The sequence below is a fragment of the Streptomyces sp. NPDC059785 genome (assembly GCF_042732375.1).
In the GTDB taxonomy this organism is placed as follows: Bacteria; Actinomycetota; Actinomycetes; order Streptomycetales; family Streptomycetaceae; genus Streptomyces.
Map to the genome: position 1 here is coordinate 66,150 of NZ_JBHWHV010000028.1, position 13,782 is coordinate 79,931.

At 72.4% G+C, this 13,782-nt stretch carries 15 protein-coding genes; 4 read left to right on the forward strand and 11 right to left on the reverse strand.

Annotation, left to right across the window (positions count from 1 at the left end):
* Positions 1 to 64: 64 nt before the first annotated feature.
* Positions 65 to 1,048 (reverse strand): aldose epimerase family protein, encoded by a 984-nt coding sequence (locus tag ACFV6E_RS21890; protein WP_385463785.1) that lies wholly within the window; start codon positions 1,046 to 1,048, stop codon positions 65 to 67.
* 48 nt (positions 1,049 to 1,096) lie between these two features.
* The gene (locus tag ACFV6E_RS21895) at positions 1,097 to 1,987 is read right to left on the reverse strand and encodes an SGNH/GDSL hydrolase family protein (RefSeq protein ID WP_385463788.1); all 891 of its coding nucleotides are present in this window, start codon (positions 1,985 to 1,987) and stop codon (positions 1,097 to 1,099) included.
* A 203-nt stretch (positions 1,988 to 2,190) separates the two neighbouring features.
* On the opposite strand from ACFV6E_RS21895, the gene ACFV6E_RS21900 reads away from it, so the two are divergent.
* Positions 2,191 to 2,685, forward strand: coding sequence for a DUF3145 domain-containing protein (locus ACFV6E_RS21900; RefSeq protein WP_385163925.1), 495 nt, complete (start codon positions 2,191 to 2,193; stop codon positions 2,683 to 2,685).
* A gap of 92 nt (positions 2,686 to 2,777) precedes the next feature.
* Here ACFV6E_RS21900 and ACFV6E_RS21905 read toward each other — a convergent pair whose 3' ends face one another.
* The 5 genes from ACFV6E_RS21905 to ACFV6E_RS21925 all read right to left on the reverse strand — a co-directional run bounded on the left by ACFV6E_RS21905 (position 2,778) and on the right by ACFV6E_RS21925 (position 7,735).
* On the reverse strand, positions 2,778 to 4,049 hold the full coding sequence (locus ACFV6E_RS21905) for a beta-ketoacyl-[acyl-carrier-protein] synthase family protein (RefSeq protein WP_385463791.1): 1,272 nt from the start codon (positions 4,047 to 4,049) through the stop codon (positions 2,778 to 2,780).
* Positions 4,050 to 4,155: 106 nt separating this feature from the next.
* Complete coding sequence (locus ACFV6E_RS21910; RefSeq protein ID WP_028800941.1) at positions 4,156 to 4,404, reverse strand: acyl carrier protein; 249 nt, start codon at positions 4,402 to 4,404, stop codon at positions 4,156 to 4,158.
* A gap of 72 nt (positions 4,405 to 4,476) precedes the next feature.
* Positions 4,477 to 5,508: a ketoacyl-ACP synthase III gene (locus ACFV6E_RS21915; RefSeq protein WP_385163916.1), complete on the reverse strand. Its 1,032-nt coding sequence runs from the start codon at positions 5,506 to 5,508 to the stop codon at positions 4,477 to 4,479.
* 14 nt (positions 5,509 to 5,522) lie between these two features.
* Positions 5,523 to 6,440, reverse strand: coding sequence for an ACP S-malonyltransferase (locus ACFV6E_RS21920; protein ID WP_385463794.1), 918 nt, complete (start codon positions 6,438 to 6,440; stop codon positions 5,523 to 5,525).
* 89 nt (positions 6,441 to 6,529) lie between these two features.
* Positions 6,530 to 7,735, reverse strand: a complete 1,206-nt coding sequence (locus tag ACFV6E_RS21925; RefSeq protein WP_385163910.1) for a PucR family transcriptional regulator — start codon at positions 7,733 to 7,735, stop codon at positions 6,530 to 6,532.
* An 82-nt stretch (positions 7,736 to 7,817) separates the two neighbouring features.
* On the opposite strand from ACFV6E_RS21925, the gene ACFV6E_RS21930 reads away from it, so the two are divergent.
* Positions 7,818 to 8,474, forward strand: coding sequence for a pirin family protein (locus ACFV6E_RS21930; RefSeq protein WP_385163907.1), 657 nt, complete (start codon positions 7,818 to 7,820; stop codon positions 8,472 to 8,474).
* A gap of 55 nt (positions 8,475 to 8,529) precedes the next feature.
* Here ACFV6E_RS21930 and ACFV6E_RS21935 read toward each other — a convergent pair whose 3' ends face one another.
* Together ACFV6E_RS21935 and ACFV6E_RS21940 are read right to left on the reverse strand one after the other, a co-directional pair.
* The gene (locus ACFV6E_RS21935) at positions 8,530 to 9,351 is read right to left on the reverse strand and encodes a serine hydrolase domain-containing protein (protein WP_385463797.1); all 822 of its coding nucleotides are present in this window, start codon (positions 9,349 to 9,351) and stop codon (positions 8,530 to 8,532) included.
* A gap of 51 nt (positions 9,352 to 9,402) precedes the next feature.
* Entirely contained in the window at positions 9,403 to 9,873 is a 471-nt protein-coding gene (locus ACFV6E_RS21940; RefSeq protein ID WP_385163901.1) for a GNAT family N-acetyltransferase, read from the reverse strand.
* A gap of 96 nt (positions 9,874 to 9,969) precedes the next feature.
* Here ACFV6E_RS21940 and ACFV6E_RS21945 point away from each other — a divergent pair, with 96 nt between their 5' ends.
* Together ACFV6E_RS21945 and ACFV6E_RS21950 are read left to right on the forward strand one after the other, a co-directional pair.
* Complete coding sequence (locus tag ACFV6E_RS21945; protein WP_385463800.1) at positions 9,970 to 10,452, forward strand: MerR family transcriptional regulator; 483 nt, start codon at positions 9,970 to 9,972, stop codon at positions 10,450 to 10,452.
* On the forward strand, positions 10,449 to 11,465 hold the full coding sequence (locus ACFV6E_RS21950) for an aldo/keto reductase (RefSeq protein WP_385163895.1): 1,017 nt from the start codon (positions 10,449 to 10,451) through the stop codon (positions 11,463 to 11,465). The genes ACFV6E_RS21945 and ACFV6E_RS21950 overlap by 4 nt, the downstream gene beginning before the upstream one ends.
* 58 nt (positions 11,466 to 11,523) lie before the next feature.
* On the opposite strand, the gene ACFV6E_RS21955 is transcribed toward ACFV6E_RS21950, so the two are convergent.
* Both ACFV6E_RS21955 and ACFV6E_RS21960 read right to left on the reverse strand, forming a co-directional pair.
* Positions 11,524 to 12,384 carry a DUF4429 domain-containing protein gene (locus ACFV6E_RS21955; protein WP_385463846.1) on the reverse strand — a complete coding sequence of 287 codons (861 nt, stop codon included), beginning with the start codon at positions 12,382 to 12,384 and terminating at the stop codon, positions 11,524 to 11,526.
* Between the two features lie 66 nt (positions 12,385 to 12,450).
* Complete coding sequence (locus tag ACFV6E_RS21960) at positions 12,451 to 13,659, reverse strand: alpha/beta hydrolase (protein WP_385163891.1); 1,209 nt, start codon at positions 13,657 to 13,659, stop codon at positions 12,451 to 12,453.
* Between the last annotated feature and the right edge of the window lie 123 nt (positions 13,660 to 13,782).

Below are 13,782 nucleotides of genomic sequence, written 5' to 3' on the forward strand. Positions count from 1 at the left end.
GGACCTGACGACCGGGCCGGGGCTCACGCTCTCCCGGCCGCCTGCCGCCGTACGGAGAAGCCGCCTACCGCCGTACGGAGAACCCGTACACCGTCTCCGACCGGTACGTCCGGTCCGGACGCAGCACGGTGTCCGGGAAGTCCGGCCGGTTGGGGGAGTCGGGGAAGTGCTGCGTCTCCAGGGCGATGCCGTCGCCGGGGGCGCAGGGCAGCCCGGCGGGCAGGTGGTCGGAGGTGTAGAGCTGGATGCCGGGCTCGGTGGTCGCGATGGTCAGCACCCGCCCCGACACCGGGTCGTACAGCTCGGCGGCCTCCTCGGGTGCCTCGCTCACGCCCTTGTCGAACAGGAAGTTGTGGTCGTAGCCGCCGCCGGTCCTGCGCTCCGCGCGGAAGTCGAAGCGCGTGCCCTCCACGTCGGCGGGCCCGCCGTCCGGGATCAGCTCGTCGTCCACCGGCGTGTACCGCGAGGCGGACAGGCGCAGCTCGTGCCCGCCCGCGTTGCCCGAGCCGTTCAGGTTCCAGTACGTGTGGTTCGTCAGGTTCACCGGCGTCGGGGCGTCCGTGACGGCCTCGTAGGAGATCCGCAGCGAGCCGTCCGAGTCCAGGGTGTAGGCCGTGGAGACCTCCAGACGGCCCGGGAAGCCCTCTTCGCCGTCCGGGCTCACCCGGGACAGCCGGACGCCGTGTTCGAGCGCCTGAGCCTCCCACACGCGCTTGTCGAAGCCGCGCTCGCCGCCGTGCAGGGAGTTGGGCCCGTTGTTCGCCGCGAGCCGGTACTCCTTGCCGTCCAGCTCGAAGCGGGCGCCCGCGATCCGGTTCGCGTAACGGCCCACCAGCGCCCCGAAGTACGGCCCCGGGTGGTCCACGTACCCCGCGACGTCCGCGTGGCCCAGCACCACGTTGGCGGCCCGCCCCTCCCGGTCCGGGACCTCCACCGACTGCACGATCCCGCCGTACGTCAGGATCCGCACCCGTGTCCCGGCACGCTCCAGGGTCCAGCGGTGTACGGGGGTGCCGTCGGAAAGGGAGCCGAAGAGTTCGCTGCGCATGATCGAACCCTACGCGCAGCGCCCGTCGCCGGGCAGCTCAGCGCCCGCTCACGCCGTCGGCTTCCTCGCGGTCACCGTCCGGTACGCGATCTCCGCGAGCCGCGCCTGCCCGTTCGTACTCGGGTGGAACCAGTCCCAGTGGCTCAACTGCTTCGTGCCGAAGCGGTAGTCGAAGACCGCGTCCCCGTCGAACCGGCACCGCTCGTCCTTCGCGCACACCTCCCGCAGCACCTCGTTGTACGCCACCACGCGCTTCTGCACCTTGGCCCGGCGCGACGTCGCCGACGCGTCCAGGGCGTCCGCGTCGCCCAGCATCGAGGGACAGATGCCCAGCTTCCAGACCTGCTTGCCCAGCGGATTGCCGCGCCCCTGCGACCACAGCCGCTTCAGGTCCGGCACGCTCGACACGTAGACCTGCGCCTTGGGCAGCGAGGCCCGCAGCGTGTCCATCGCCTCCTCGAACGAGGCACGGAAACGGGCGACGGACGTCATGGTGGAAACGCTCGACGTACAGGCGTCGTTGGCGCCCGCCATCACCGCCACCAGCTCCGGCTTCCGGGGCACCGCCTTGGCCATCTGCCCCGGCAGGTCCGCCATCCGGGCGCCGGTCACCGCGTAGTTCCAGCTCCGCTTGGCCGCCCCGTCCGTGCCCAGCAGCCGCACCGCCAGGCTCTTCACCTTCGGGTCGCTGCCCGTCGCCCAGGACACCTCGGGGCAGTCGGACAGCACGCTGCACGCGTCGAACCCGCGCGTGATGGAGTCGCCCACCGCCGCCAGCGAGTCAGGAGCGCGGTCCCACGTGGGCGTCGGGCTGGGCGAGGACCGCCGGGTCGCGGCCGGTCCGGAGTCACCACCGACGGCGTCGCAGCCCGCGACGCCGAGCACGGCCGCCGCCACGACGGCGAGCACCGCCCGTGAACGGGGCCTTCGCTTCCGCATGCAGTTCTCCTCGGTCCCCTCGTTCTTCGTGCACGCTGGGTCAGCACCGCGTCCCCTTGGGTGAAACCTCGGCGTTCGTACGCACCGCAACCGACGGTACGTCACACTCCTTGCGCCGCTGCACGGTAGCCTCAGCCCCGTGGCTGCCCTGCCACAGCCGTTCCGCTAAGTTACAAGATGTCCCGCTCTGCCCGGAGGTCCCGGTGACGACACGTGGAGTTCTCTACGTGCACTCCGCGCCGCGCGCGCTGTGCCCGCACGTCGAGTGGGCGGTCGCGGGCGTGCTCGGCACGCGCGTCAACCTCGACTGGATCCGGCAGCCGGCGGCCCCCGGCACCTGGAGATCGGAATTCTCCTGGCGGGGCGAGCCGGGCATCGCGTCCAAGCTCGCCTCCGCGCTGCGCGGCTGGCAGCTCCTGCGCTTCGAGGTCACCTCCGAGCCCAGCCCCGGCGCCGAGGGCGAGCGCTACAGCTGCACCCCGGAGCTGGGCATCTTCCACGCCGTCACCGGCATCCACGGCGACATCCTGATCCCCGAGGACCGGCTCCGCGCCGCCCTGGCCCGCGCCCAGCGCGGCGAGGGCGACCTGGCGGCGGAGCTCGCCAAGCTCCTCGGCAAGCCCTGGGACGACGAGCTGGAGCCGTTTAGGTACGCCGGGGAGGGCGCCCCCGTCCGCTGGCTCCACCAGGTCGTCTGAGGGCCCCTGAGACGCCGTCGGCGGCCCGCGCACGTACGCCGAAGGGCCCCCGCCTCGCAGGAGGCGGGGGCCCTTCGGCGTACAGCCAGTTCTCAGACCGTGCGGAACGCCAGCACCACGTTGTGGCCGCCGAAGCCGAACGAATCGTTCAGCGCGGCGATACGGCCCTCCACGGGCAGCTTGCGCGCCTCGTCGCGGACGACGTCGGCGTTGGCCGCGGCCTCCGGGTCGAGGTTCTCGACGTTGATCGTCGGCGGGGCGACGCGGTGGTACAGGGCGAGCACCGACGCCACCGACTCGACGCCGCCGGCGCCGCCGAGCAGGTGCCCGGTCATCGACTTGGTCGCGGAGACCGCCATGTGGTCGGCGTCGTCGCCGAAGACCTTGCGCAGCGCCTTCAGTTCGGCGATGTCGCCGGCCGGGGTCGAGGTGGCGTGCGCGTTCACGTGCACGATCTCGGCCGGCTCAAGGTCGGTGTTGGCGAGCAGGTTGTGCAGCGCCGCCGAGATGCCGCGGCCCTCGGGCTCCGGCTGCACGATGTCGTGGCCGTCGGCGGAGATGCCCTGGCCGACCGCCTCGACGTAGACGCGGGCGCCGCGCGCGGCGGCGTGCTCGGCCGACTCCAGGACCAGGACGCCGGAACCCTCGCCGAGGACGAAGCCGTCACGGGCCGCGTCGTAGGGGCGGGAGGCGCCCTGCGGGTCGTCGTTGTTCTTGGACATCGCCATCATGTTGCCGAAGGCGGCGATGGGCAGCGGGTGGATGGCCGCCTCGGTGCCGCCCGCGACGACGACGTCGGCACGGCCCGTACGGATCATCTCGATCGCGTAGCCGATGGCCTCGGCGCCCGACGCGCAGGCGGAGACCGGGGTGTGCACACCGGCGCGGGCGCCCACGGCGAGGCCCACGTTGGCGGACGGGCCGTTCGGCATCAGCATCGGCACGGTGTGCGGGGAGACGCGGCGTACGCCCTTCTCCTTCAGCACGTCGTACTGGTCGAGCAGGGTCGTCACGCCGCCGATGCCGGAGGCGATGACCGCGCCGAGCCGGTCGGGGTCGACGGACGCGTCCTCGCCGGCCTTGTCGGTGAAGCCTGCGTCGGCCCACGCCTCCTTGGCCGCGATCAGCGCGAACTGCGCCGAGCGGTCCAGGCGGCGGGCCTGCGGGCGAGGGATGACCTCGCCCGGGTCCACGGCGGCGGGCGCCGCGATACGGACCGCCTGCTCGGCGGCCCACTCCTGGTCGAGGGCGCGGACACCGGAACGTCCGGCGACCAGGCCCTCCCAGGTAGAGGCTGCGTCGCCACCCAGCGGTGTGGTTGCGCCGATACCGGTGACGACCACGGTGCGATTGGTCGGGCTCACGGGGAATCTTTCTCCAACGGTTACGAGGAGGACCATCCCCGCTGTCACGGGGAACGGCGCCACCGCCGGGTGGCGGGGCAGTCAGCCCAGGACGGTGATCGGAAGATCAGGCCTGGTGCTTGAGGATGTAGTCGGTCGCGTCGCCGACGGTCTTGAGGTTCTTGACGTCGTCGTCGGGGATCTTGACGTCGAAGCGCTCCTCGGCGGCGACGACGACCTCGACCATGGACAGCGAGTCGACGTCCAGGTCGTCGGTGAAGGACTTGTCCAGCTGGACGTCCTCGGTGGGGATCCCGGCGATCTCGTTCACGATCTCGGCGAGACCTTCGACGATCTCTTCCTGAGTGGCGGCCATGTCAGGCGCTCCTTCGGTGTGTATCCAGAGGGTGTGGCGGTACTCCGGCCGGAGATGATCCGGACGGTGTGCCTAGGGGAGGGTAACGACCGTGGCGGCGTAGACGAGACCCGCCCCGAAGCCGATGACGAGCGCCGTGTCGCCGCTCTTGGCCTCGCCGGTCGCCAGCAGCCGCTCCATCGCGAGCGGGATCGAGGCGGCCGAGGTGTTACCGGTGGTGCGTACGTCCCGGGCGACCGTGACGTGCGCGGGCAGCTTGAGGGTCTTCACCATCGAGTCGATGATCCGCTCGTTGGCCTGGTGCGGGATGAAGACGTCCAGGTCCTCCGGGCTGATCCCGGCCGCGTCCAGGGCCTGCTGCGCGACCTTCGCCATCTCGAAGACGGCCCAGCGGAAGACCGCCTGGCCCTCCTGTGTGATGGCGGGGAACTTGACCTCGCCCTTGGAGTCCACCGGCAGCTCGGAGAGGTCCCCGATCCTGAACCGGTCCCAGGGGACGGTCTGCTTGATCGTGGCGGCCTTGTCGCCCTCGGAGCCCCACACGGTCGGGCCGATGTGCGGCTCCTCGGCGGGGCCGACGACAACCGCGCCCGCACCGTCGCCGAACAGGAAGGCCGTCGCGCGGTCCTCCAGGTCGGTCAGGTCCGAGAGCCGCTCCACGCCGATGACGAGGACGTACTCCGCGGAACCCTCCACGATCATGCCCTTGGCGAGGGTCAGGCCGTAGCCGAAGCCCGCGCAGCCGGCCGAGATGTCGAAGGCCGCGGCCTTCTGGGTGCCGAGCTTGTCGGCGATCTCGGTGGCGATGGCCGGGGTCTGGGCGAAGTGCGAGACGGTGGAGACGACCACGGCGCCGATCTGCTCGGCGGAGATGCCCGCGTCGGCGATGGCCTTGCCGGACGCCTCGACGGACATCGCGGCGACCGTCTCCTCGTCGGAGGCCCAGTGCCGGGTCTCGATGCCGGAACGCGAACGGATCCATTCGTCCGAGGAATCGATCCGCTCCAGGATCACCTCGTTCGGCACCACGCGGACGGGACGGTAGCCGCCCACGCCCAGGATGCGCGCGAACGGGGCGCCCTTCTTGGCCTTGATCTTCGACATGCTCTCCGAACTCCTTAGGCCGCGCTGTGCTCGGCGATCAGCTCGCGAGCCGCGTCGAGGTCGTCGGGTGTCTTCAGGGCCAGCGTCTTGACGCCGGGCAGGGCGCGCTTGGCGAGACCGGTGAGGGTGCCGCCCGGGCACACCTCGACCAGCGCGGTCACGCCCAGCTCCTTGAAGGTCTCCATGCACAGGTCCCAGCGGACCGGGTTGGCGACCTGGCCGACCAGCCGCTGGACGATGTCCGCGCCGGTGGCGACGGCCTGCCCGTCCTTGTTCGAGACGTAGGTGACCCGGGGGTCGGCGGGCGCCAGGTCCTCGGCGGCCTTCGCGAGCGCGTCCACCGCGGGCGCCATGTGGTGCGTGTGGAACGCGCCGGCGACCTTCAGGGCGACGACCTTGCGCACGCCCTCGGGCTTGTCCTCCGCCAGCGCGGCCAGCTGCTCCAGGGTGCCGGCGGCCACGATCTGGCCCGCGCCGTTGACGTTGGCCGGGGTCAGGCCCAGCTTCTCCAGATGCGGCACGGTGGTCTCGGGGGCGCCGCCGAGCAGCGCCGACATACCGGTCTCGGTGACCGCGGCGGCCTCGGCCATGGCCAGGCCCCGCCCCCGCACGAGCGTCAGGGCGGCGGTGTCGTCGAGGACACCGGCGAACGCGGCGGCGGTGATCTCACCGACGCTGTGACCCGCGACGGCACCGGGTGCCACGTCGCCGAGCGCCGACGCGGACAGCAGTCCGGCGGCGACGAGCAGCGGCTGGGCCACGGCCGTGTCACGGATCGCGTCCGCGTCGGCCTCGGTGCCGTAGTGGGCGAGGTCGAGACCGATGGCGTCCGACCACGCGGCGACGCGGTCGGCGGCGCCGGGGAGGCCGAGCCAAGGAGTCAGGAAGCCGGGCGTCTGGGCGCCCTGGCCGGGAGCGACGAGTACGAGCACTCTCACACTCTCTCTTGTGGACGGCCGAAGCCGCCCGTGGGGACAGGGACGAAGAACAGGAGGGGGAATTGTAGATCCCCGACAAACGGCTAGCTCTGCGGATCTCCATCGGCCAGACGCCCCAGGATCAGCGCGATCCGCAGGGTGAACGCGGAGCGCACGTCCGAGGGCGACCAGCCGGTGACGTCAGTCACACGTCGCAGCCGGTAGCGCACGGTGTTCGGATGCACGAAGAGCATCCGGGCCGCGCCCTCCAGGCTGCTCGCCTGCTCCAGATAGACGCTCAGGGTCTCCAGGAGCGCGGAGCCGGCCTCCTCCAGCGGTCTGTAGATCTCCTCCACCAGCTGCTCGCGCGCCGAGGGGTCCCCGGCGATCGCGCGCTCCGGCAGCAGATCGTCCGCCAGTACCGGCCGCGGCGCGTCCTGCCAGGCGAAACACGCCTTCAGGCCGGCCGCGGCGGCCTGCGCGGACCGGGTCGCCGCGAGCAGATCGGGCACGATCGGACCGGCCACGACGGGCCCCGCCGCGTACGGCCCGATCAGTGCCTTGGCGACCCCGAGCGGATTGTCGTTGCCGCCCGCGATCACCACCAGGCGGTCGCCGAGCACCCCGGTGAGGACCTGGAGCTTGGCGTGCCGGGCGGCCCGCCGGATCGCCTCCACCGTCAGCTCGCTGTCACCGTCCGGCGCGGTGCCGAGCACCACGCACACGTTGTCCGGCGAGTTCCAGCCGAGCGCGGCGGCCCGGGACACGGCCCCCTCGTCGGCCTCGCCGGACAGGACGGCGTTCACCACCAGGGACTCCAGGCGGGCGTCCCAGGCACCGCGTGCCTCGGCCGCCTGCGCGTAGACCTGGGCGGTGGCGAAGGCGATCTCGCGGGCGTAGACGAGCAGGGCCTCGCGCAGAACGGATTCGTCGCCGGGCGCCGCGACCTCGTCGATGGCGCTCTCCATGACCTCGATGGTCGTGCGCACCATCTCCACGGTCTGCCGCAGGGTGATCGCCCTGGTCAGTTCGCGCGGTGCGGTGCCGAAGACATCGGTGGAGATGGCCTGCGGGGCGTCGGGGTGCCGGAACCATTCGGTGAAGGCGGCGATACCGGCCTGGGCGACGAGACCGATCCAGGACCGGTTCTCGGGGGGCATGGCCCGGTACCACGGCAGCGTCTCGTCCATGCGCGCGATGGCCTGCGCGGCGAGGCTCCCGGACGACTTCTCCAGCCGCTTCAGGGTCGCCAAGTGGCGGTGGAGTCCGTGCGCCGGGGGCTCGGTGTTGCTGGATACGGGTTCAGGCACGGGGACAAGACTGCCTTATCCGGACGGGAGTGTGCCGCGCCGGGTCCCCGGAGCCACGCCCCGGCCGGGCTACGGTGTCGGTGTGATGGACGTACGGCGCGCCGGCGAGCGCTACCACGGAGGGGACCCGGCAGCCGGGATCGAGTCCCTGCACGCCTTCTCCTTCGGCCCGCACTACGACCCGGACAACCTGCGCTTCGGCGCGGTCATCGCCTGCAACGAGGAGCGGCTCGCGCCCGGCGCGGGCTTCGACGAACACCCGCACAGCCACACCGAGATCGTGACCTGGGTGCTCGAGGGCGAGCTGACGCACCGCGACTCCACCGGGTACGAGTCGCGGGTGCGCCCCGGCGATCTCCAGCGGCTCAGCGCGGGCGGCGGGGTGCGGCACGTGGAGCGCAACGAGGGCGAGGAGCCGCTGCGGTTCGTGCAGATGTGGCTGGCCCCGCTGGAGCCGGGCGGCGAGCCCGCCTACGAGGTCGTCCGCGGCATCGCCGACTCCACGCCGTACGCGGTCCCCGAGGCCGGCGCCATGCTGCACGTGCGCAGACTGGCGGAGGGCGAGCGCACGGCCGTCCCGGACGTCCCCTTCGTCTACCTGCACGTCGTCCGCGGCGAGGTCCGCCTCGACGGCGAGGAACTGGAGACGGGCGACGCGGCCCGTATCACCGCCGCCAAGGACCTGACGGCGGTGGCGGGTTCACCGGCGGAGCTGCTGCTGTGGGAAATGTCCGTATGAGGCCGGTGTCCCGGCCGTTTCGCGCCAGGCTCGCCGCGCCCCGGCCCGTACCCGCTCAGCCGGCCAGTTCGGCGAGCACCGCGTCCGTCAGGGCGGGCCAGACCTCCTGGGCCCACGGGCCGAAGGCGCGGTCGGTGAGGGCGACGCAGGCCGCGCGCGCGTCCGGGTCGACCCACAGGAACGTGCCCGACTGGCCGAAGTGGCCGAAGGTGCGTGGTGAGGACGAAGTGCCCGTCCAGTGCGGGGACTTGGAGTCGCGGATCTCGAAGCCGAGGCCCCAGTCGTTCGGGTTCTGGTGGCCGTAGCCGGGCAGTACGCCCTTGGTGCCGGAGTACTGCACCGTCATGGCCCCGGCGACCGTCCGCGGGTCGAGCAGCCGCGGCGCCTGGAGCTCGGCCGCGAACCGCACCAGGTCGTCGACCGTGGACACGCCGTCCTTCGCGGGCGACCCGTCGAGCGTCGTGGCCGTCATGCCGAGCGGCTCCAGCACGGCCTGCCGCGCGTACTCGGGGAACGGGATCTCGGTCGCCTTCGCGATGTGGTCGCCGAGCACCTCGAACCCGGCGTTGGAGTACAGCCGCCGCTCCCCGGGCGCGGACGTCACCCGGTGCTCGTCGAAGGCGAGCCCCGAGGTGTGCGCGAGCAGGTGCCGCACCGTCGAGCCCGGGGGGCCGGCCGGCTCGTCGAACTCGATCGCCCCCTCCTCGTACGCGACGAGGGCGGCGTACGCGGCGAGCGGCTTGGTGACCGAGGCGAGCGGGAAGCGGTGGCCGCCGGGGCCGTGCGCCCCCGCCACCGTGCCGTCCGCCCGGACGACGGCCGCCGCGGCCGTGGGGACGGGCCAGTTCCCGATCAGCGCAAGACTTCGCAGTGACATGCTCCCGAGCCTAAGCGGCGGGTCCGGCACGACCGTACGGCGGGCCCGGTCTCAGAACGTCAGCCGCATCGACGGGTCCGGCTTGCGGACGAAGCCGAGCGAGGCGTACAGCGGCTCGGCCTCGGCCGACGCGTTCAGGTCGACCTGCGGGACGCCCCGCTCGCGGAACCAGTCGAGCAGCGCCTCCACGCAGGCCCGCGCGTATCCGCGGCGCCGCGCGTCCGGGTCGGTGGCGACGCTGAAGACGTGGCCGACCGCGCCGTGCGGATTGCCCGCGCGTCCTATCCGGTACTCGACCGTGCCCGCGGCCAGCGCCGCGAGCGCGCCGGGACGCCCGGGGTGCTCGACGACGAACGCGGCGAAGCCGCCGCCCGGCTCGGCCAGCCTGGCGCGTACGGTCGGCAGGGAGGCGGTGTGCCAGTCCGTGGAGCTGTCGGCGGCGGCGACCGAATCGATCATCACCTGACGCAGCCGCAGCACTTCCAGGGCGTCTTCGGGCACGGCACGGCGTACGGGATCCATGGGCCGCACCGTAATCATGGCGACCGCGTGACGTCGCCCGGTTTTCGCCCGGAGTCGCTTGCCTGGAGTGCACTCGAAGGTTCTAGCGTGGTGGTCATGACGGTGATGGAGACCACGGCCACGGCCGCCGAGACCGGCACCAGGACGGACGTCTGCGCCTCGGCGCCCCGGCCCCATCCGCGCCCCGAGGGCCAGGACAGCTACACGATCAGCGAGGTCGTCGCGCTCACCGGTCTGACGGCGCACACCCTGCGCTGGTACGAGCGGATCGGGCTGATGCCCCACATCGACCGCTCGCACACCGGGCAGCGCCGCTACAGCAACCGCGACCTCGACTGGCTCGCCTTCGTCGGCAAGCTGCGGCTCACCGGCATGCCGGTCGCCGACATGGTGCGCTACGCCGAGCTGGTGCGCGAGGGCGACAAGACCTACGGCGAACGGTTCGAGCTGCTGGAGGCGACCCGGCGGGACGTCCGCGCCCGGATCGCCGAACTCCAGGACACGCTCGCCGTGCTCGACTACAAGATCAATTTCTACGCGGACGCCGGGCGGGCCCTGGCGTCGGAGGGTTCCCGATGACGGACAGCACGATCGCGACGGCGCAGCTCGGCACCGACGGCCCTCAGGTCGGCGTACAGGGCCTGGGCTGCATGGGCATGAGCTTCGCGTACGGCCCCACGGACGCCGGCGAGGCGCGGGCCACCCTGGAGCGCTCCCTCGAACTCGGCGTCACCCTGTACGACACCGCGGACGCCTACGGCAACGGCGCCAACGAGGAGTTCCTGTCGCCGTTCTTCAAGGCGCACCGCGACGAGGTGGTCATCGCCACCAAGTTCGCCCTGTCGATCCCGCCGGACGAGCCGACCCGGCGGATCATCCGCAACGACGCCCCCTACATCCGCCAGGCCGTCGAGGCGAGCCTGAAGCGGCTCGACGTCGAGGCGATCGACCTCTACTACATGCACCGGCGCGACGTGAACGTCCCGATCGAGGAGACCGTCGGCGTCATGGCCGAGCTGGTGCGCGCGGGCAAGGTCAAGCACCTCGGGCTGAGCGAGGTCACCGGCGGCGAGCTGCGGGCGGCGCAGGACGTGCACCCGATCGCGGCCGTGCAGTCGGAGTGGTCGCTGTTCAGCCGGGACATCGAGGCCGGTGTGGTGCCGGCCGCCCGGGAGCTCGGGGTGGGCCTGGTCCCGTACTCGCCGCTCGGCCGCGGCTTCCTCACCGGCTCCTTCAGCGACGCGAACAAGGACTTCACCGAGGACGACTACCGGCGCCAGCAGCCGCGCTTCACGGGCGACAACGCCGCCGCCAACGCGGCGCTCCTGGAACCGGTGCGGACCGTCGCCGACGCCCACGGCGTCTCGCTCGGCCAGGTCGCCCTCGCCTGGGTGCAGCAGCGGGCCGCGGTGCACGGCCTGACGGTGGTCCCGATCCCGGGCACTCGCAAGCGCACCCGCGTGGAGGAGAACACCGCCGCGACGCGGATCGTGCTCAGCGACGAGGAACTGGCGCTCCTGGAGCCGATCGCCGCGAAGGTGGCGGGCGACCGGTACCCGGACATGAGCTTCTCGTCGGCCGGCCGCGAGTAGGACAGGCCCCTCGAGGTCCGTGCCGGCCACGAGTAGGACAGGCCCCTCGGCGTCTGTCCTACAGCTCCGCCAGCAGCTCGGCCTTCTTCGTCGAGAACTCCTCGTCCGTCACCAGCCCGGCCAGGTGCAGTTCGCCGAGGTGGCGGATGCGGTCGGCGATGTCGGCCGGGTCGCGGCGGGGCGCGGCGGCGGTGACCGCGGCCTTGGGCCCGGCGGCCCGCACGGCGGCCAGCACCGACGCCGCGAACGGCAGCGACTCGTGGACCGGGCCGTAGCCGAGCCCGAAGACGACGGCCGCCGGGTCCTGGTCGGCCTGCGGGGGCTGGGCGCCGTTGTCCCGGTGCAGCAGCCGCAGATGGCCCTCGAAGACCTCGGGGGAGCGCCACTCGACCCCGCTGAGACCGGCGACCGGGAAACTCTGGTCGCCGGCCTTCCACTTGGCGGAGGACGCGCCGGTCCAGAACCAGCGGAACGACACCTGCCTGCCGTCGAAGGACGCCTTCGCGTCGTACGCCTTGAACTGGAGCGGGGCCGCGGGCGGGTCCACGAGATGGCGCTCGGTGGGGGAGTCGTCGTGGGTGAGCAGGGAGCGCAGCTCGTCCGCGTAGTACTCGGCGAGCGTCTCGCGTTCGGCGGGCAGCACCAGCCGGTAGGGGTCGCTCGACTCCTTGAGCTGTCCCGCGGCCGCGTCCATCAGCGGATCGGCGCCGGGCCGCGGCACCGCGCGCAGGACGACCGTCCCCCGCTTCCCCGGGGTCAGTGTCACCGCCGCGATCGCCGCCAGGGGCACCCGGCGTTCACCGAGCGCCTGGAACAGCTTCGGCGTGCGGATCCCCCGCTCGAAGCGGATGAGCACGGAGTCGGACTCGAACTCCCAGGCGGCATGAAATCCGGCCAGTACGTCACCCATGCGGCTCATCGTATGCGGCACGCGTCCCTCCGTCGCCTCCTCGTGCAGACCGCAGTTCTTCGTTTTCTACGCGCGTCAGGCAGTCAGGGTGCCGGACAAACCCGCCCGGCACGTGTCGTCCTTGTGCGCACACACGACCGACCGGTACGCGCCAATGCCGATCTCGGCGAAGTTGCGCAGGCTGTCGGTGCCCGGCTCGAAGTACCCGGCGTGGCCCTTCGCGCCGTCCGCCGACAGCACCCGGGCACCGAAACCGGCGGCGACCGGGTCCGCGCCGTGCCCGAGCCCGCCGACCTCCAGGTGCGGTACGTCCTGGATCCAGTCGTCGGCGTCCCGCATCGCCCAGACGCGGGCCGTGGTGCGCAGCCGGGCGGCGCTCTCGGCCCGCATGCCGGGACTGCCGGCGACGGCGATGTCCACGACCCGCCGCGGCAGCGTGTGCGCCGCGACACCGCAGACCACCGAGCCGTAGCTGTGGCAGTACAGGGCGACGGCCGACCGGCCCGGCAGCGCGCGCACCAGCGCGTTCAGCCGGACCGCACCCTCTTCGGCGCGCATCGCGGTGGCCGCGTCCATGCCGAGTCCGCTGGGCGCCGTGTAGTCGGCCCAGGCGATCACGGCGGTACGGGTCGACGGGCTCGCCGCGCGCTCGGCCCGGTACAGGGCGCGCGCCATGCCGACGGGCGCCGAGTACTTGCGGGCGGTGCGCTGGAAGGTGAGCAGGTCGGTGTCGACGCCGGGCACCACGACCGAGACCCGCTCGGCCCTGCCCAGATCGCCGATGACCTCGGCGACCCGGCCCGAGCCCTCGGGGTCGAAGGCCAGGATCTGGCGCCGGGGCCGCAGCAGCGCCTCGTAGCGCTTCTTGCGCCGCTCCGCCTGCTGCTTCCCGGCGGAGGAGACGCGGTTGTCGCGCATGCGCGTGAGCTCGACGGTGCGCTGCTGGGCGAGGGCGACGCGGTTCGCCCGGTAGCGCAGGGAGACGGGCGCACCGTTCATGTTGCCGACCGCGAGCGGATAGCGCTGCACGAGACGGGTGCGCTGGTGGGCGTCGAGGGTGGCGAAGAAGCGGGCCAGCCGGCTCGGCGCGGAGTCGGGGTCGGGCAGCCGGTGTCCGCTCAGCCGCCCGTGCTCCCACTTGGCGAGCGACGCTTCGAGCGGCGTCTGCCCGCGGTGGCTGTGCAGGGCGGTCCAGCCGGTGGTGGCCAGCATGACGAACACCACGGCCAGCGCGAGCAGTGCGCGCCAGACGTTGAGTTGGGGGGTGGTGTCGAAGGAAGTCACTGGGAGGACACACTAGGAGAACGGGACGGTCTCGCGTTAACCGAGTGACACGGATCACGTTTCTCGTGGGGTAATTGGGTCATAGAGGGTCCGGCTTGAGCGGGAAGTCACGCACTGTACCCA